15 protein-coding genes and 6 pseudogenes are annotated in these 18,298 nt (G+C 37.4%); 10 read left to right on the forward strand and 11 right to left on the reverse strand.

All coding sequences use genetic code 11. The annotated features are described in order from the left end of the window. Window positions 1-533 precede the first annotated feature (533 nt). From AC1DN5_RS08510 to gdh, 4 genes are all read left to right on the forward strand, one after another. On the forward strand, window positions 534-851 hold the full coding sequence (locus AC1DN5_RS08510) for a winged helix-turn-helix transcriptional regulator (RefSeq protein WP_016938879.1): 318 nt from the start codon (window positions 534-536) through the stop codon (window positions 849-851). Window positions 852-922: 71 nt separating this feature from the next. Further along, window positions 923-1,558, forward strand: coding sequence for an FMN-dependent NADH-azoreductase (locus AC1DN5_RS08515; protein ID WP_366969150.1), 636 nt, complete (start codon window positions 923-925; stop codon window positions 1,556-1,558). Between the two features lie 517 nt (window positions 1,559-2,075). Further along, window positions 2,076-2,927 carry a RhaT/GlcU family sugar-proton symporter gene (locus AC1DN5_RS08520; protein ID WP_016938877.1) on the forward strand — a complete coding sequence of 284 codons (852 nt, stop codon included), beginning with the start codon at window positions 2,076-2,078 and terminating at the stop codon, window positions 2,925-2,927. Window positions 2,928-2,994: 67 nt separating this feature from the next. After that, a complete protein-coding gene (gene gdh, locus AC1DN5_RS08525; RefSeq protein ID WP_016938876.1) occupies window positions 2,995-3,780 on the forward strand; it encodes a glucose 1-dehydrogenase in 786 nt (261 codons plus the stop codon). A gap of 372 nt (window positions 3,781-4,152) precedes the next feature. On the opposite strand, the gene AC1DN5_RS08530 is transcribed toward gdh, so the two are convergent. After that, the gene (locus tag AC1DN5_RS08530) at window positions 4,153-5,004 is read right to left on the reverse strand and encodes an aldo/keto reductase (RefSeq protein ID WP_366969149.1); all 852 of its coding nucleotides are present in this window, start codon (window positions 5,002-5,004) and stop codon (window positions 4,153-4,155) included. 170 nt (window positions 5,005-5,174) lie between these two features. Here AC1DN5_RS08530 and AC1DN5_RS08535 point away from each other — a divergent pair, with 170 nt between their 5' ends. Further along, the gene (locus tag AC1DN5_RS08535) at window positions 5,175-5,624 is read left to right on the forward strand and encodes a MerR family transcriptional regulator (protein ID WP_016938874.1); all 450 of its coding nucleotides are present in this window, start codon (window positions 5,175-5,177) and stop codon (window positions 5,622-5,624) included. A gap of 191 nt (window positions 5,625-5,815) precedes the next feature. Here the strand turns inward: AC1DN5_RS08535 and AC1DN5_RS08540 are convergent. Then, a pseudogene (locus AC1DN5_RS08540) lies at window positions 5,816-6,067 on the reverse strand (phage major capsid protein); the annotation flags it as partial. Window positions 6,068-6,122: 55 nt separating this feature from the next. Further along, window positions 6,123-6,489 (reverse strand): annotated as a pseudogene (locus AC1DN5_RS08545) (recombinase RecT); the annotation flags it as partial. 102 nt (window positions 6,490-6,591) lie between these two features. On the opposite strand from AC1DN5_RS08545, the gene AC1DN5_RS08550 reads away from it, so the two are divergent. From AC1DN5_RS08550 to AC1DN5_RS08560, 3 genes and pseudogenes are all read left to right on the forward strand, one after another. Continuing rightward, entirely contained in the window at window positions 6,592-7,434 is an 843-nt protein-coding gene (locus AC1DN5_RS08550) for a sialate O-acetylesterase (protein ID WP_366969148.1), read from the forward strand. Beyond that, window positions 7,431-7,958, forward strand: a complete 528-nt coding sequence (locus tag AC1DN5_RS08555; protein ID WP_049627068.1) for a PadR family transcriptional regulator — start codon at window positions 7,431-7,433, stop codon at window positions 7,956-7,958. The genes AC1DN5_RS08550 and AC1DN5_RS08555 overlap by 4 nt, the downstream gene beginning before the upstream one ends. Before the next feature lie 363 nt (window positions 7,959-8,321). Then, window positions 8,322-8,630, forward strand: a pseudogene (locus AC1DN5_RS08560) (sigma factor-like helix-turn-helix DNA-binding protein); the annotation flags it as partial. A 135-nt stretch (window positions 8,631-8,765) separates the two neighbouring features. Here the strand turns inward: AC1DN5_RS08560 and AC1DN5_RS08565 are convergent. Together AC1DN5_RS08565 and AC1DN5_RS08570 are read right to left on the reverse strand one after the other, a co-directional pair. Beyond that, a pseudogene (locus AC1DN5_RS08565) lies at window positions 8,766-9,007 on the reverse strand (recombinase family protein); the annotation flags it as partial. A 364-nt stretch (window positions 9,008-9,371) separates the two neighbouring features. Further along, a complete protein-coding gene (locus tag AC1DN5_RS08570) occupies window positions 9,372-11,111 on the reverse strand; it encodes a hypothetical protein (RefSeq protein WP_366969147.1) in 1,740 nt (579 codons plus the stop codon). Window positions 11,112-11,324: 213 nt separating this feature from the next. On the opposite strand from AC1DN5_RS08570, the gene AC1DN5_RS08575 reads away from it, so the two are divergent. Then, a complete protein-coding gene (locus AC1DN5_RS08575) occupies window positions 11,325-12,653 on the forward strand; it encodes a hypothetical protein (protein ID WP_366969146.1) in 1,329 nt (442 codons plus the stop codon). 587 nt (window positions 12,654-13,240) lie between these two features. Beyond that, window positions 13,241-14,114, forward strand: a pseudogene (locus AC1DN5_RS08580) (AraC family transcriptional regulator). Window positions 14,115-14,414: 300 nt separating this feature from the next. Here AC1DN5_RS08580 and AC1DN5_RS08585 read toward each other — a convergent pair. The 6 genes and pseudogenes from AC1DN5_RS08585 to AC1DN5_RS08610 all read right to left on the reverse strand — a co-directional run bounded on the left by AC1DN5_RS08585 (window position 14,415) and on the right by AC1DN5_RS08610 (window position 18,172). After that, complete coding sequence (locus AC1DN5_RS08585) at window positions 14,415-14,951, reverse strand: ATP-binding protein (RefSeq protein WP_366969145.1); 537 nt, start codon at window positions 14,949-14,951, stop codon at window positions 14,415-14,417. A 163-nt stretch (window positions 14,952-15,114) separates the two neighbouring features. Then, complete coding sequence (locus AC1DN5_RS08590; RefSeq protein ID WP_366969144.1) at window positions 15,115-15,333, reverse strand: hypothetical protein; 219 nt, start codon at window positions 15,331-15,333, stop codon at window positions 15,115-15,117. A gap of 97 nt (window positions 15,334-15,430) precedes the next feature. Continuing rightward, window positions 15,431-16,807: a Tet(L)/Tet(K)/Tet(45) family tetracycline efflux MFS transporter gene (tet, locus tag AC1DN5_RS08595; RefSeq protein WP_366969143.1), complete on the reverse strand. Its 1,377-nt coding sequence runs from the start codon at window positions 16,805-16,807 to the stop codon at window positions 15,431-15,433. A gap of 33 nt (window positions 16,808-16,840) precedes the next feature. Continuing rightward, window positions 16,841-16,903, reverse strand: a complete 63-nt coding sequence (locus AC1DN5_RS08600) for a tetracycline resistance efflux system leader peptide (protein ID WP_134816631.1) — start codon at window positions 16,901-16,903, stop codon at window positions 16,841-16,843. A gap of 133 nt (window positions 16,904-17,036) precedes the next feature. Next, window positions 17,037-17,514: pseudogene (locus AC1DN5_RS08605) on the reverse strand (GNAT family N-acetyltransferase); the annotation flags it as partial. Between the two features lie 157 nt (window positions 17,515-17,671). Continuing rightward, on the reverse strand, window positions 17,672-18,172 hold the full coding sequence (locus AC1DN5_RS08610) for a DinB family protein (RefSeq protein ID WP_326351312.1): 501 nt from the start codon (window positions 18,170-18,172) through the stop codon (window positions 17,672-17,674). Window positions 18,173-18,298 lie beyond the last annotated feature (126 nt).

The following is an 18,298-nucleotide window of genomic DNA, read 5'->3' on the forward strand; positions in this document are numbered from 1 at the left end:
AAAGCCGGATCTGACATTCCGGCTTTTTCTGTTTTATCTTTTTCAACACAAGCAGCAGAATATATGAAAAATCGTTCCTTACATATACTCTATCAACCTGGATCAAAAAGCTGAGTCCCCCCCTGTGTATTCCCCTCCACATGCAGCTTGATATCTCATCAATTATATGTTCATTCAGGTATAACGAACGCGGCATGATCAATACAACATAAGATGTATTTCATTTCCCTCTTAGAGTTAATTTATTTAACCATTATAAATACTCATATATACTTAAGTTATTGAATTATTTCCCTTTAATATCCGCACATTGTTATCAATAAAATATATTTCATTTCACAATTATGATTTGATTATTTTAGAAATTCTGCTGATTCACCTGATACTAAAAGGAACTAAAGTGACAAAAAGTAACTAAAAAAAGAGATATCAACCTTTTTAATTCAAAGTACCCAAATACATTTCCATTATTTTTGTTACAATAAATGCATAAGTTATTTTTCATCCATATTTATTGAAGGAGGACATATAATATGGGCGAGTCGAAAGATTTACAACCTAAAGTAGAAAAAAGCTTCGAGATAATTGGGAAAAAGTGGACAGGGTTAATTATTTATGTGCTAATGAGCGGTCCTAAGCGCTTTAGTGAGTTAAGCGAGAGCATGCCTTCCTTAAGCAGAAGGATATTAACGGAACGGATTAAAGAATTAGAAGAACAGGGAATTGTTGTCCGAAATGTAATCCCCGATCGTCCGATACGTTCTGAGTACTCTTTAACTCAAAAAGGAACAGAATTAGGAAAAATATTAGGACCGATTAGTCAATGGGCGGAAAGCTGGGTCAAGGATTGACAGTTCTTTTAGTATCTATGCCAATAAACACAGCGCTGTTTTTCATTATCTAATAAGGAAGGAAGATCTCCATGTCTAATGTTCTCTATATCACAGCACATCCTCTGCCTGAAGATGAATCACTCAGCATGACCGTAGGAAAAGAATTCATTGATAGTTACAAACAAACACATCCTGAAGATGATGTTGTCCATTTAGATTTATATAAAGCTGATATTCCTTATCTAGACGCAGATGTATTTAATGGTTGGAAAAAACTTCGCTCTCAAGCTTCACTTCAAGATTTATCAGTAGATGAACGGTTAAAAGTTGCCCGTTTAGCTGAATTAGGCGGACAGTTTTTGTTAGCTGATAAATATATTTTTGTAACACCTATGTGGAATTTTTCCGTTCCGGCCATCATGAAGACCTATATTGATGCAATCGCAGTGTCAGGTAAAACCTTCAAATATACTAAAGAAGGTTCAAAAGGATTACTAAAAGGAAAAAAAGCTCTCCATATACAATCGCGGGGAGACATCTACTCACATGGTCCTGAAATGGAAAGAGAGATGGGCAATCGATACTTAGAAGCGGTTATGGATTTCTTTGGTATCAAATCGTTTGAAAGTATTATTATTGAAGGGCAAATGAAGTTTCCGGAACAAGCTTCTCAAATTAAAGATAAAGCAATGCAGCAAGCCAAAGAGATGGCTAAACAATTTTAATCCAACACATCATAAGGCCTTGAACCTTATCAAGGCCCTTCATTTTTGTTTTATACATCTTCCTATACTGATTCCTCTTTTTCTTTAAAACATAAATAGCTGCTGCACACCTCTGACCTGCATGATTTATACGACTGTGCCCTCAATAAACACTTTCCCAGCAGATATTAATGTTTCTGCCACTTGAGTTTCACCTTTCTTTTTATGTTAGTTAACAAACCACTCATACCTATGCGATAAACTAACCTAAGTAACCAATAGTAACTTAGGTTAGTTTTTTTCGTTGCGACTGATTTTTTCTTTTGAAATCAGATTTCATATAAATGAACCATTTTTATTATTCCAGACCCGAAACATCAAGAAAGGTCTAATTGAAGAACTAATCAGAAAAAAAGAAATGCAAGATGAAATCATTGACTATTTTAGTTACCTAGGTTACTATTAGTAACGTAAAGTGACGAAACAAAACTAGCCACTTTCAATACATCAAGGGTTTGGGAAAGAAGGTTTGCATCAAATGGATATTTTCTTAGCCATTCTTCCTGCAATATTTTGGGGAAGTATCGTCCTCTTCAATGTCAAGTTAGGCGGAGGACCTTATAGTCAAACACTTGGAACAACGATTGGAGCACTGATCTTTTCAGCTGTTATCTATCTCGTTATCCATCCTGTGTTGACGCCTTTTATCTTTATTGTAGGAATCGTTTCTGGGTTGTTTTGGGCTGTTGGACAAAGTAATCAGTTAAAAACCATTGAATATATTGGTGTTTCTAAAACGATGCCGATTTCAACAGGTATGCAGCTCGTATCAACAGCTTTGTTTGGGGTGATTGTTTTTCATGAGTGGTCAACAGTCACTACAGTTCTATTGGGAATACTAGCTCTCATTTTTATCGTGATTGGGATTGTATTAACCTCTCTTGAAAGCAAAAAAAGTAAAGAGCAATCTGGGCAATTTAAAAAGGGCATTATCACACTCATCATATCTACGATTGGATATTTAGTATATGTGGTCGTTGCACGTTTGTTTAACGTTGATGGCTGGGTGGCTTTATTCCCTCAAGCTATCGGTATGTTTATCGGCGGACTCATCCTCACTTATAAACATAAGCCTTTTAATAAATACACAATTCGCAACATTATTCCCGGTCTTATATGGGCTGCGGGTAATATGTTCTTATTTATTTCCCAACCTAAGGTAGGGGTAGCGACAAGTTTTTCACTATCACAAATGGGAATCGTCGTTTCAACGCTTGGAGGTATCTTCTTACTAGGCGAAAAGAAAACAAACCGTCAGCTTATTTCGATTTCAATTGGCATTGTGCTCATTATTTTGGGCGGCGTGCTGCTGGGAATAGCAAAAAGTTAAAATACATTAACCTAAACAGTAAGAATATCTATTAAAAAATAATCGTTAGAACCAGGAGGAACTTATCATGTATAAAGATTTAAAAGATAAAGTAGTCGTAATCACAGGCGGAGCTACAGGCCTTGGACGTGCAATGGCTGTTCGCTTCGGTCAAGAACAAGCAAAAGTGGTCATTAACTATCGTAATAATGAAAATGAAGCATTAGAAGCTAAAAAAGAAGTGGAAGAAGCAGGCGGACAAGCTATTATTGTACCTGGTGATGTAACAGTAGAAGGAGATGTCATCAACCTTGTACAAACAGCTGTAAAAGAATTCGGCACATTGAATGTAATGATTAACAATGCTGGTGTTGAAAACCCTGTACCGTCTCATGAACTTTCTTTAGACAATTGGAACAAGGTAATCGACACAAACTTAACAGGAGCATTCCTTGGCAGCCGTGAAGCGATCAAATACTTTGTAGAAAATGATATTAAAGGAAATGTCATTAACATGTCCAGTGTACATGAAATGATTCCTTGGCCGCTATTTGTTCACTATGCAGCTAGTAAAGGCGGTATGAAGCTAATGACAGAAACATTGGCACTCGAATATGCACCAAAAGGAATTCGCGTGAACAATATTGGACCAGGAGCAATGAACACACCAATCAATGCTGAAAAATTTGCAGATCCGGTACAACGTGCAGATGTTGAAAGCATGATTCCGATGGGTTACATCGGTAAACCAGAAGAAGTAGCCTCTGTAGCAGCATTCTTAGCATCTTCTGAAGCAAGTTATGTAACGGGTATTACACTCTTTGCAGATGGCGGTATGACGAAATATCCTTCTTTCCAAGCTGGAAGAGGTTAATAAGAATAAGGCTTTAGAGAAATAAAAAATAGAAGTCTGCGGACACTGAACTTATAGCACTGGTGCTGTTGGTTTGGTGTCCTTTTTTATATACTTTCAAAGCAGCTGATTATATTGAACAAATAGGTTCATTTTATCCACTTGTGTGTTTTTTTATATTTGGCCAGAAAAAGGGCACTGTTTTCAGTCCGTCCAAGTAAAAAAGGAAGGGTCCTTCCCTTCCTTTAGCCCTAACTTGATCTCCTTCAATTTTAAAACCAACATTTAAAGCTGGATCGCGCTTTATTGACAGAATTTTCGCAACACACTTAGTACAATTCTGCTATTATGATAGCAAATAAATAGATGATCAATTTACGGTTCAATCAAAAGCTACAGATCGAATTTCATGGCGCCTATCGATCTTACAATTTTCGGATCTTGATGCGATCCGAAAAGGCTTTCTCCTTTATCAAGGGCGGAAATTTTTTCGATATCCTCTAAGCTCAACTCAAAATCGAAAATGTCAAAGTTTTCGACAATCCGTTCTTTGCGCACCGATTTTGGAATCGTAACGACTTCACGCTGAACAAGCCAACGCAGCACGACCTGGGCGACAGATTTATTGTGTTTTTCCGCAATGGAAGTCAACACTTCGTTGCTGAACATGTTATTGCGTCCTTCAGCGAACGGTGCCCACGACTCGTGTTGTACTCCCTGCTCTTTCATAAAAGCAGCACTTTCTTTTTGCTGATAGAATGGATGTGTTTCGACTTGATTGACGGCTGGCGCGACTTCATTATGCATGATGAGATCCATAAGACGGTCGGGATAGAAGTTGCTGACTCCGATTGCTCTGATTTTTCCTTCGCGGTACAGGTCCTCCATCGCACGCCAAGCGCCGTAGTAATCGCCGTATGGTTGGTGAATAAGGTATAAATCAAGATAATCCAGCTGCAGCTTACTCAATGATTTGGAAAAGGCTATCTTGGCGCTTTCATAGCCGGCATCCTGAATCCAGAGCTTGGTCGTAATGAATAGCTCCTCACGCGGTACGCCGCTCCGCTTAATTGCACGTCCAACCGCTTCCTCGTTTAGGTAACCGGAAGCGGTGTCAATCAGGCGGTAACCGGCCATCAGCGCTTCATATACTGCGTTTTCACATTCTTGAGCATCGGGGACTTGGTACACACCGAAGCCGATAATTGGCATTTTCACTCCATTGTTTAATGTTACGGTTTGCATTGTAATTCCTCCTATTGTTCAAATGTAGAACGACAAACGGCACGCATCCCGAAAATCGGGCACTGCAGAATGAATTCCGCTGCGGCTGGTTTGCGTTATAATAAGCTTATTATCTTCGTGTAACACGAAGGCAAGCACTTTTTAAAAAATTTTTTAAAGGAGGATTACACATGCATACAGTCAAAGAAGCAGCGATGATAACCGGACTCACCGAGCATGCGGTGCGCTTTTACACGGATAAAGGCCTGGTGCCGAGCGTACGACGCAATAAAAACAATATTCGTTTGTTCGACGAAGAATCAATTAACTGGCTGTTTGGCGTCAAATGCCTCAGGCAATCCGGGATGCCGATTGAAGACATTAAAACGTACGTGAATCTCTGTCTTGAAGGAGATTCGACCATTCCACAACGGTACACACTCATGATGGAACATAAAGAAGATGCGCTCGCCCAGCTCGAAGAAGCCAAACAGCACATTGCCCATTTGGAACAAAAAACCGCCCTATATCAGGCCATTATGGAGCACCGCTCTTTTGATACAACCAATCCCGCCAACTGGGAAAAAATACAGCATATGCATAGTGACGTATTTTACTCGCCGGATGCTCGGAAAGTGTGAGAGATCTTGGTGAGCACATCAATGGCTCTTAAACTCCTAAATTGGAATCCATATTGAGTATGCTAAGTTTGATGACATATTATGAGAGGTTAAAATTGTTTATACGGCCATAGGGCTGCAAATCCTTAAATTTTTTCTTACGGTTACTTTCTATTAATTAGAAATTGATAGAAGTCGCATAAAGATGCGACTTCTTGTTCGATGTTGTTTTCAAGTGTGTCATAGGTAATGTTAAACTTCAGCAATTACTTCTTTTGTGCTTAAGTTAACTGTACTAGTTGATGGAACAGACTTTTGATCCTTAGTCAGCTGTCTCCCTGTTGTGCTGCTCTTAAAATACGCTGACCAAAACCGCTCTTCTCGATTTTCTCTGTGTCATAATCCATTTGGATAACTCGCTCATCTCTTAAAATCGTTGGCATGTCTTGAACCATTCGGATAAATCATTAATAACTGCTTTTTAGAAAGAATCCCCCACTTGCTCAAAACTGCTTTTCATACAGTCTTAAGAGCCATCGCATCCCAGTCATTTTTGCATCCAACATCAGACTTACTGAATTTCTTTTTGTGCTTTTCTGCTTGTGACTTTGTCCAGTACACTGTTTTTCGGAAGCCATTTATCAACTCAAAATAAGCTGCATAACCAATTACCGCATCTGATTCTCGTTTTTCAAAATCAATCTCTATCTCCTCGGTCAGCGGATTCCACTTCTGCAATTCGCCTTCATGAATCGGTATGCAATTGATGGACGTTGCAAAGCAAGCTGTATGTACCCTTTGTATCCAAGCTGGAATTGATCCTTTCCAGGCATAACCCTAAGTTTTTATGTATAGGCAGGTTGAGTGTAGCTGCCACAGGAGCGCTTATCATACATACTAATAAAACCTTGTTAAAACTTTACAAGACAAACTGAATTGACTATAGTCTAATTAGACCAAATATTGATGTAAAGAAGTGAAAAATTAGATGATAAAGTCTTTTTTGATGTTGGGGCAGTCGAATATGGCGGGCCGTGGATTTTTGAATGAAGTAGATCCTATCTATAATGAAAAAATAAAAATGTTGCGCAATGGACAGTGGCAGATGATGACAGAGCCGATTAATTACGACCGTCCGGTTTCCGGCGTTGGCCTGGCGGCATCTTTTGCAGATGCATGGTCGAAAGCTCATCCCGATGAAGAAATTGGCTTAATCCCTTGTGCGGAAGGTGGCAGTTCATTGAATGACTGGCATCCGGAAGGTATCCTTTTTCAGCATGCTTTGTCCGAAGCCCGCTTCGCTCTCCGGTCCAGTCAAATTTGCGGAATCCTTTGGCACCAGGGTGAGAGTGACAGTTATCGTTCGCTGCATGAAACTTATTACGAGAAATTAACCCTTATCATCGAGACGCTAAGAAACGAGTTGAAACTTGATGAGGTACCGTTGATGATTGGAGGGCTTGGTGACTTTCTTGGGAAGACCGGTTTTGGACAGCATGCGACCGAATTTCGACAGGTTAATGAACAATTGCTGCGTTTCGCTAATGAACAACCGAATCGTTATTTTGTTACGGCAACAGGTTTGACTGCGAATCCTGATGGCATTCATTTAGACGCAGCTTCACAACGCAAATTCGGTTACCGCTATTTCGAGGCTTTTTCGAAAAAGTGCCATATCCTGAAACCTATTTCGGGAGAGGAGCAATCACTGAAAGTGAAGGGTGGCTATTCTAAAACAGAACAGATTTACCTTCATAGTATGGATTTGGCTTCGGGCAAAATCACGTACGCGGAATTTGAGGCGTGGATGGCGAAGGTGATGAAACCATAATTCCCTTACTTATCCTTGGCCTGCTCATCCAAAACCCCGGCGCTCACGGCTATGAACTTCTGGCCTTAATGGAAAAACGTCATTACAAATACATTGTTAACTTCACGAAAGGTTCATTTTATTACAATCTGCAGCAACTTGAAGAAAAGTGTTTTATCGAACAGATTCATCAGAAACCCTCAACCAGCGGGCGTGAAATCCGTAACTTTAACGTCACAGAATCGGGAAGGGCAGAATTCGAGAAATTAATGATCAAATACGGCACCAAATCGGAATATGTGAACCTGCAATTTTATGGGGCGTTACTCTTTGCCGATGAATTCGACAAAAATAAATTACTGGATCTGATCCAATCACAAATCAATCAGACTAAAACTCGAATCGAGCTCCTTGATGAATACCTGTCCATCACTCAAGAAATTCCCGGCACAATCAATTACTTTCGCCGTATGAACGAAAATTCCCGTTCACATCACTTGGTTAATTTAGAATGGTTCGAAAAATTGAAAGCAGAAATAGAATGAACGATTGCATAATAAAAAAATGCAATGTGAAATATATAAGAGTTACCTAAGTATAAAACCTGTGTCGCAGATATCTCGTAACATCATTGATACAGGTTTTATACTCCTTCTTTAATTAAACCAGTAATCGGGTTGTCAACACTTACCCCCCAACAAGAGCAAGTGAATCTGCTGTGTGTTCTTTTTTTTCAATCCTTCGTATTAATAACCTCTTTTTAGACCTATTTAGAATTCAAGGAAGTCAACTTTCTCCTTCTTCCGCTAAACTGCAGCTTTAGTCGAATAAGCAAAAGTGATCTCCCTTAAGGAAGAATCACTTCCTCTAATTGAACAAGCAGTTAATGCACCTGCACGAAACGTTTCCTTCATGGTCCGATCGGTCAGGATAAAGAAGGGAATGAAATAAGCCTGATCAATGTACTCAAGTCGGAAAGCGAAGATGTGATTGACACCATTCAGAAATCAACATGGAGTTGAAAAGGTCAAAAAATATATCGACATTTTAGACGACCGCGAAAAAGAAGTGATTGTCGGCCGCTTCGGCCTTGATTTAAAGAGCTCGGCATTTCAAGGAGTTATGTGTCGCGGATTGAAAAACGCGCGCTGATGAAGATGTTTCATGAGTTTCACCGGGCGGAGAAGGAGAAGCGAAAGAAGTCGAAGGGGAAATGAGCGAAAAGCCGGATCTGACATCCCGGCTTTTTCTTATTTTCTTTTTAATAGAGGAAGAATATTTGAAAAAGAGATGTACCAGTATGAAAATTATTTTTCTAATTATTGCAGTATGATTGATGGCTCAATGATCTATTTCCGAGAAAGACGGTCAGGATCGTAGCAGATGACTTGACTAATAAGTCCCTTGCTTGCATTCTCTCAAGCGATCCAAAGCCGGACGTTCTAAAAGCTCTCCAGAAAATCCTTCATCGCATACTTCAGCACATCCTTAGTCCCTGTTTTTTTATACAGGCCTCAATCTGGCTGTCGATACTCGATCCCTTGATCGCTTGTTCCTCGGTCGATACGCTTACATATATTGCTACACTCTGGATCTCCTTCCTATAAAGTTTTATTAAATAATGATGGCAATCGTTAATGCATTTGTCTGCTTGCGGTCCTTCGATGATTATTACCTTCAAATGCATCACCCCTTGGGTAATGCTATGTAACAGCAGTTTGTCCAAATGAGGAGATTTCAAATTAAACTACAGTGTTATTAAACGTTTCCATCTATACGAAAAAATAAAAACACCGATGGTTTAAAACCATCGGTGGTGTTTTCTCAACTTTCTCTGAACAACCCTAAATTTGGTCAATTTATATCATCAAATCACAAAACGTTTGTTCTACTACCATATCTATATTCTTATATATGGATAAAAACTGTGAAAAAACGCATCCAATTACTGTTATCCACTATTTTTTATAAATTTTATAAATAGGAAGAGTAATAAAATAATTTCTCTCTTCTTGAGGCATCTTGTTGAGCATATATCTCGCTTCAACCTTTGAACCTAATAATGTGTTAACACTAAATAAGACACCATAAATATTATTATGAATGCACTTTATATTCATAAGCCTTTCTATACTTTCCTCAGAGAGTTTACCATTAATTCTATATTCTATTTGACACTTGTTTATAAATATTACTATTGAATTATAATCTTCATCTGAAATGTAATCATATTTTTGATAAACATATTCAGCAACTGATAGAAATTCAATCCTCCCACTTATATCAAATGCTTTAATACATTCTAAACAGAATTCGTTAGTTTTTCCAAATACCATATTATCTTTAAATGGTGCTACTATATCAAATGATTGCTTAACAATTACTTCATTAAAGTTAATAACGTTATGCATTAATTTCGAGCTCATCAAAATATATATACTGACGGGAGTATGAACTTCAATGTTTTCAGTGCAAGCGACCACTTTCATTTCAGCTACTTCTTTTGAAAAAGCATTTTTTATTTTTATTTCTTTACCGGAATCATTAAGCACAGCAATCCTTAAGTCTCCAAAGTACATGTCCATAAATGTAACAGCATCGGGAACCTCTATGTGTTCTAAATCTCTCTCATAAAAAATTTTTATAAGAAATATCAACTGATTATTAAAATTTTTCCCAAACTCACCTACATTAGCATTTATCGGAATGTTCAAGTATTTAAAAATATGCTGCAACTTATTTAATTTAGAATACGTCTCTTCAAGGACCTCCTTTGCTCTACTTACTTTTGAGTTATTATTCAATTTAAATTTAAATTCTTCACATTCTAACTCCGTACATTCAAAAATATCTATTAGAAAAGGGATTATCTTTAATTGAGTTTCTAATGTTCCAAATTTTTTTATTTCATAAGTTAGTCTGTTTTGTGAAAACTTCATTTCTAAAACTTGTTCTACTATTAAATTCTGTTGAGAATCTTCGTAATGAAATTCACTAAATAAATTATAATTCTTTTTCCCAATTTTAAAATTTCTTTTTTTCGCTACTGTAACTCCTTTTAAAGTAATCATATCTATCGGGAACATCTTTTCATATTTATTTACACCATAAAAATAAAATTCTCCATCTAACAATTTACTTGAAGAATCGTAAGTTAAACTTCTAAGTTTGTAATAAGAAAATTCATCCGGCTTATATTCTTTACCAATATACATAATCGGCTGTATTTTTTGTTCTGAAAGATAAGATCTGCACACATTTTCCAGACTAGTTCCATCAAGCGCCTTTAGTTCCATTACTCTATACTTTTGATTTTCATATTGATTAGTTATTTTGTATAATTCTAGTGGCAACAACTGTTTATAAAATATTTTGGTTTTCTCATCCCTTTTCCTTACCTGAACCACAAAAAACAAAACCCCACCACAATTTAGATAATTTTTATAGTGTTTAAGTTCTAAAGAGTGAGTAGTTCTTGATTCTGAGAATTCTTCGACTCCTGTCCCCTTAACTTGAACCCTTACACTTTCTTCAAATGTTTCTGTAGTATGTATTGATGAAGAATATAACTGTATTTCCCCATCAAACGATATATCTTTATCTCCAGAATTTATTTTGGAAACTAACTTTGATTCTAATTTTAGTGTTTCCATTTGAATTGCTTGTACACCTTTTAGTTCGTAATAATCATTTGACAAGGTATTCTCCCCCTGTTCAACATATTTTTCCTTATTATAACAAACATTCAGAATCTTTTCTTCAAAAAAATAACATCAAGCAACATGCTTTTCAAACAAGAGAACAAGCATATCCCCATATTTTTTGACCTCCTTTCCACCCGGAATATTTTACAAAACCAAAGGAAACTTGAAGAAAATTGTGGTAATATTGTTATCAAAAAGGGGGATCTTATGTCTTATTTAACTTCAATAAAACCACCAAATTTGCCTGATTTTGCCGAGTGTGATACAGAATCTATTATAACGAGTTTAACTACCTCTTTAGGCATTCCCAGAAATGTCCTTGCTACACAACAAGATATTAAAACAGTGTGGTCTAATTTGCGGTCAACTTTGGAGAATGTAAAATTAGAATACAGACACGAATTGCTTGCTAGAATGGTTGTATCAATTAGAATTGGACTGTTTAGTGCAGCTGTAAATGATATGTGGAATACTGCAATTTTAGCCTTAAAACATAAAGTAAAAAATTTTGGGTATTCAGAAGCAGCATCTTTTTTAAAGAGAGATATTAACGAAAAAAAACTAGGAGAAATTCGTGATAAGGAATTAATTGATATATGCGTTGAGTTGGGATTTTTAAACGATGATTCATATTTCTTTATCAATAATTGTAGAGAGATAAGAAATAACTATTCATCTGCGCATCCCTCAAATTCAATGTTAGATGGTATTGAACTTAATTATTTTATGCATCAATGCACTAAACATATATTAGGTAATGATATTCAATATGAAGGTTTTCCTGTATCTGATTTTATGAACATTATAAAACAAGGCAAAATGGATTCACAAACAATTGAAACGTTTACAGAAAAAATATTAAGAGCAAATGACTTACAAAAGTCTGCTATATTAAAAATGCTTTTCGCTAATTATGTTGATGAAAAAAACGATGAATATGTAAGAGAAAACTGCTTAATAATTTCTCAAAAAACATGGGAAACATACAGTGATAATGCCATTGGAGAAATTTTAGGGGAATATTCATCTTATATGATTAAATCAAAATCAAAAAAACAGTATTCAGAACGTTTTTTTGAGAAAGTTGGAGCACTAGAATTACTTCCTAAGGATAAAATAGCTTCAATTGTTCTTACAGCCATTAAAAACTTGGAGGAAGCACATCACGGTATGGATAATTTTTATAACGAAAAACCATTTGCTGAAAGATTAGCTTCTTCTTTTGATAAAAAAATACCGAATCCTATCTTAAAAAGATATGTTGCTACAGTAGCTTTGTGTTATGTTGGAAATAACTATGGAACTTCAAATTCGGCAGCACCATATTATGAAAGAATGATAAAAAATTTCTCATTAAAAGAGGTTGAACAACTTTTTGCAGTAATAAAAGAAGAAAGAGAAGACAATTATCTAAAATATAGAATTGAAAACGTAAGTAGATGTAAAAAACAATTCAAGTGCTTAATTGGACTTTTGAGTAAAGATGCAATACCTCTAAAAAATAGAACTGAATATGATAACTGGTTAAAAAAATGATTACTTATTTTATCTAGCTAAATCTAAAGAGGAGTGAGCTTTCTAACTCCTCCTCTTCTATGTTTCAATCCGAAAATAAAAAACTTATTGCAGTCTATCCGAAAATATAAATTGCGGTTCCCTATTGCCTTTTTTCTCTCCCCAAAAAATAAGGTTAGACCTCAAGGACTTAAAAGGGGATAATAATTATATCGCATTTGATTCCATTGTTTCTGTTGATATTAAATAAAAAAGCTCCATTTATGAAGAAGGTTTAATGTAATATTATCAAGTTTGAAAACGATCAGAGGCAATTTGAGTTTCATGAGGTTTACCGGGCGGAGAAAAAGAAGCGGAAGAAATCGAAGGGGAAATGAGCGAAAAGCCGGATCTGACATCCCGGCTTTTTCTTATTTTCTTTTTAATATAAAACAATGATAACTTTCTTTCACCTTGACCCAATCAGTTATTAGGTGTTTTCTTTAGCTGTACAAATACAGGTGAATCACTTAATTTATTACATATAAGTTATCCTGCAAAACTGTGCACGGAATGTCGGGTAGATACATTTCGCTCCAGTTATTCTTTTGTTAAAGGAGGTCAAATAAATGGATTCGCTTAAAAGGATGAATAGCGCATTAACGTATATTGAAGAAAACCTCACGAACGATATTGATTTCAAAGAAGCAGCAAAGCTTGCTTTCTGCTCTGAATATCATTTTTAAAAGGATGTTTTCCTTCCTTGCAGGTATTTCATTATCGGAATATATTCGTCGACGACGTCTTACTCTTGCGGCTTTTGAACTTAAAGACAGCAGCGTAAAGGTGATTGATCTTGCAATAAAATACAGTTATCACTCACCAGATTCTTTCGCACGAGCATTTAAACATTTGCATGGCATAAGACCATCAGAAGCTAAACATAATGGCCATTCACTTAAAGCTTATCCGCGAATGACCTTCCAGTTATCAATCAAAGGAGGAAGTGAAATGAACTATCGCATTGAAGAAAAAGAGGCATTTCGCATCGTCGGCATTAAAAAAAGAGTCCCTATTTTGTTCAAAGGAGTGAATCCTGACATTGCATCGATGTGGGAAAGTTTAGATGAAGCAGCAATCAATCAACTAAAAGAGCTTTCTAATGCAGCGCCTGCAGGACTCATTAGTGCATCCACGAACTTTTCTGAAGGCCGGACAGAGGAAAATGGAGAGCTTGATCACTATATTGGCGCAGCCACAACAAAACATTGCCCAAATCATCTATCACAGCTTGAAGTCCCTGCCTCAACGTGGGCTGTATTCGAAGCAGCCGGATCATTTCCGACTGCACTGCAGGAAGTATGGGGGCGGATTTATTCCGAATGGTTTCCATCGTCAAATTATGAACAAATTGAAGGCCCAGAAATACTGTGGAATGAGCATAAAGATGTAACATCGCCATCTTTTAAAAGTGAAATTTGGATACCCATTTCAAAAAAGTAATGTATCTTATAGGAAGGGGTCTCATCCCTTCCTCACTAACCCGATCTGCGGCAATATTGATGCCACTAATCTACGAATTGAGTTTTTTTATGAGCAGAGCCTTTCTTACAGAAAATCTAAATTGAGGTATCCTATTGCGTTTTGATGCTCTGCATCGCGCCTCTTATTTCCCGCTTTAACGTCCGATCCTTTCTGCAATTGCTTCTGCAAAGTCTGACGTTGATGATTACCACCAAGATCTCCCGTTTTGATTCCTGCCTTCACGGTTTCCTGAAGTGAGTTTTCTATGCTTCTGTTCGTTTAATTAGAATTCAAATAATCCAAGACACGGTCAACTCTTTCATTGACTGAGTAATCTCCTTCAATTCTTAACACTGGACAAGATAAATCTGCCATCCAATGTTCGTGTAAAGCTTTACTTCTAACTTCCATTCCAGCATTATCATATAAAGATGCCCACTCTAAAAATGTTTTTGATTCTTCATATTTACTGCCGCCGGCTAACACTTCGTTTCCATAACGCTGAAATTCCCTATGCCTTAATCTTTCAAGCCGGATATCTTGCGGAATCCATAAGAAGATGACAAGGTCAAAATCACTTTTTAGATCATCGCCCCAGCGGCACACTGCGCCAGAAAGAATCCATTTCTCATTTATTGTTAAGTCTTTTTCAAGCAGCTTTCTTCTTTCAGGAATTTCTCTTTTTTCAGTGAATTTATCTGTCCAATAGTAATCATCTGTATCAAGATGCGTATGAGGCAAATGCTTTGATAATGCAGCACCCAATGTTGAAGTTCCGACTCCAGAGGCTCCCAGTATGTGAATCTTATTTTTCATAGTTCCCCCTCCTTATGAAGCAACGAAACTCCCTGTCCGCTGCACAAGGTTCTGACTATTATTTTAACATAAATCCCCAAAACCTTTGCTTTTCTAAGGGAATCCAGATTCGTGTTAAGACCATACTGCTTACGAACTTCATGGTCATTTTCAAACAGAATGATTAACTTTCTCTCCGGCCTATTATAATATCCTCATACACTTTTTCAAAAGTCTCGATTGGCAGTGAAAACTTAGTTGTTTTCTCGTTACGGTAATTGATCACAATCTCAATTTGATTATTTTTTTGTTCAAACTCAATAAGTGCATTCTCCCATTTATCTCTGATTGATATGATACAATTTCCATTTTTCTTATCCTTTTTCTTATAAATGTAATTCACCTTAACTCTCCTTTCATTGATCGACAAAAGGTTTCGGAATAAGGAAGCTCCTCAAAAAAGGATCAAAACTTTTATCAAGTTTGATCCTTTTCCCTTTTTAGTCATTTCTCCGCGAACGTTTATAGACATTCAGAGTTACCAGCCAGCTCATAACGATGATTCCTGCAAATAGGACCAGCATATTACTGTACAAATAAGCGGAATGATCAGCGTTAACAGGCAGCAGCCTTTGATCCAGCAAACGGATCGATAATAAACCGCCTGCAATCGCAATGCCCGTTCCCTCTGATAGAAAGCTCGTAAAATTAAGCAAACTCATTCCGGCCCCGGCTTCCTTTTGTTTTAAACTGCCAGACACAATTGTAGATATAACCGTTTTTGTGAAGGAGAGCCCCCCAAAAACAAAAACGATTATAACGGTCATGAGCCAAGGTGTCGCATCTATAAAAAAGGCAGCGATTAAAAAGCTGGAAGACATCAATACAATCCCGATGGTGAGCACATATAAAGAACCTTTCCGATCAACAAGCAATCCTCCAATGTAACCGAAGATGATGACGCTCATCGTCCCGGGGAACATAATCCCGCTTCCAATTGCCGCAGTACTTAAATGGTGAACATCTTTCATCATATAAGGAACCATAGACACAAATCCTGCAGCAGTGCCGAATATCAGGCCTCCGCAAAGGACGCCCATCATAAACAAGACATTTTTCCCCAGTGCAGGGTCAACAAAGGGATCTTGAGTTTTCCTAATATGTTTCACAAATATCAGGAAAGCTAGAATACTGATGGTCAGAAAAGACATTCTATATGACGTTGTAAACAGCAGAAAAAATACGATGCCTGCAGACATTAATATAATCCCCGCCATATCAAAGCGCCCGCTGATTCTTTCTTCCTTTTCAAGCAGTTTTATCAGGAATGGAACGGTGATAACTGTTGCTGTTGGAATAAGCAGCAAATATGACCAGTGAATATAATGAGCGATCATTCCGCCAATAGCTGGTCCGACACCTTCCCCCATTGCCACCAGCGACCCGATCAGACCAAATGCTTTACCCCTGTTTTCTTTCGGAATATAGCGTACTACTGCAACCATTACAAGTGCCGGGAATGCGGCAGCACCAGCCCCTTGAATAAATCGGGCCAGAATGAGTACAGAAAAGAAAGAGTGTCCGACAAATCCAATGATTGATCCGAAGCCATTGACCATAATCCCAAACAGGAGCAGCTTTTTGATGCCCAGCTGATCTGATAACTTCCCATACAGAGCAGTTCCGATGGAAAAGGTGAGCATAAAGGCCGTGTTCACCCAGTTTGCACTCGCTGGCAGTTTATGAAAGTCGTTGGCGATATCAGGTAACGAGACGTTCAAAACCATTTCATTTAATACGCTGAAAAATGACAGAACACAAAGCCAAATGAACACTTGGTTGTGCCGTAAAGTTGATTGTGAATAAGGCGTATTCACAATTTCCCCTCCATTAATGAGGGCCGACGCAGTTTATAGGGCCATTGATACGCTTCCCTCTTTTAATTGTACCCTGTTCATTTTTTTGCACTTCATACTTAACTCCCCCTGCATAGATTGATATATCTTATTATATACAGATTAAGGTATACGACAATAAGGCTGGATGCAAAAAAAGAAAAATCCTCAATCCGATATTATGAATACATTGCGACACATACCCGCTATATGCTGTTGAAAAATTGCAATAACGCATCGTATCGTCCGCTCCTATGGCAAAGTTATTTTCGGCATAAAAATGACAAGCTGAAACGTTAATATCTTGTGTTTCAAGCATAAGACCGCATAAATGATTCTCCTTTGTCCACTCAATCGCTTTATCCAATATAGCCGTCCCGACACCATTTTTTCTATTTGCAACGGCAATGTCTTCAATCAGTGCGTATCCATTCCAATTAGAACGAAGCTTACTCCGGCCGACACAGTGGTTCTCTGCGTAATAAAAAAAGACAACTTTATCCTCTTCTTCAATATAACTGACATCAATTTCTTCATCGTCATATTTTTTGACATAAGGTTCAGCAAATATCTCCTCTGTATATGTCCACACATTTTTCAAATGAAGGGATGATTCTCCCTGAAACAACGAAAGGTTCGTTTGGTTTATTGAAGTCTTTCATATTGAATCGAGTCATTTTAGTTATCATTAATCACCTTTCTGCATTTATTCACCTTGCTTTACGTCTTTTTAACTGTGATTCGTGGCATTTCATGGATCCCGGTTTAATAATTCTAAGACTAAAACAAAAAAGATACCAACATCGATTGGTATTATCTATTCATTCGAGCTCTTACAACAACATCCTATTCCGGAGCTTCCAACCCAAACTTTGTCCATTCCTCTTTTGCCGGGCCATAAATACCCGGAACAGGTAAACCCGCCTGTCTCATAAGAACGGTCATTTGTCCCCGATGATGACTTTGATGTTGAATTAAAAACAGTAAAAGTGAACCATTGGGCAGCTGCTGACCCATAAAGTTGATACGTTCTTCAAGTGTATCGTCAGTCCATTGCGTTTTTAACGCCTGCACGAACGCATTGCTTGCTTGATGATAGCCGTCAGCTATCAACTGGGCCGAATCGGGAACGGGATAATCTTCAGCTGGGGCGCGAAACGTTAAATCTGTGTTTAATGTGATGATGCGAATAGCAGCAACAGTATGCCAAGCAATACGGCCTAAAGTCCAGTTCTGTGAAGTGATTTCTTGTTTTAGTGATTTATCAGTCAGAGTATTTAATAGTTTCTGTGTCGCATCGGCTTCGAACTCCCAAGATTTCAAAAAATGATCTAAGGTTTGAAACATAAAAATCCTCCTTTTTTCCATGCGCCCGAGTTCAATAATCATGCTCCGTTAAGTAAAAAGAACAAAACTTTAAACAGACATGTCTAATGACATTCTTAACAGAAAGCCCGATCTGACAATAACATA

It is taken from the genome of Bacillus sp. 01N42_2, assembly GCF_056399565.1.

Bases quoted from the DNA above. Each gene is read 5' to 3' on its own strand.
- AC1DN5_RS08510 (WP_016938879.1), top strand. From the start codon at position 534: ATGGGCGAGTCGAAAGATTTACAACCTAAAGTAGAAAAAAGCTTCGAG.
- AC1DN5_RS08515 (WP_366969150.1), top strand. From the start codon at position 923: ATGTCTAATGTTCTCTATATCACAGCACATCCTCTGCCTGAAGATGAA.
- AC1DN5_RS08520 (WP_016938877.1), top strand. From the start codon at position 2,076: ATGGATATTTTCTTAGCCATTCTTCCTGCAATATTTTGGGGAAGTATC.
- gdh (WP_016938876.1), top strand. From the start codon at position 2,995: ATGTATAAAGATTTAAAAGATAAAGTAGTCGTAATCACAGGCGGAGCT.
- AC1DN5_RS08530 (WP_366969149.1), bottom strand. From the start codon at position 5,004: ATGCAAACCGTAACATTAAACAATGGAGTGAAAATGCCAATTATCGGC.
- AC1DN5_RS08535 (WP_016938874.1), top strand. From the start codon at position 5,175: ATGCATACAGTCAAAGAAGCAGCGATGATAACCGGACTCACCGAGCAT.
- AC1DN5_RS08550 (WP_366969148.1), top strand. From the start codon at position 6,592: ATGATAAAGTCTTTTTTGATGTTGGGGCAGTCGAATATGGCGGGCCGT.
- AC1DN5_RS08575 (WP_366969146.1), top strand. From the start codon at position 11,325: ATGTCTTATTTAACTTCAATAAAACCACCAAATTTGCCTGATTTTGCC.
- AC1DN5_RS08585 (WP_366969145.1), bottom strand. From the start codon at position 14,951: ATGAAAAATAAGATTCACATACTGGGAGCCTCTGGAGTCGGAACTTCA.
- AC1DN5_RS08610 (WP_326351312.1), bottom strand. From the start codon at position 18,172: ATGTTTCAAACCTTAGATCATTTTTTGAAATCTTGGGAGTTCGAAGCC.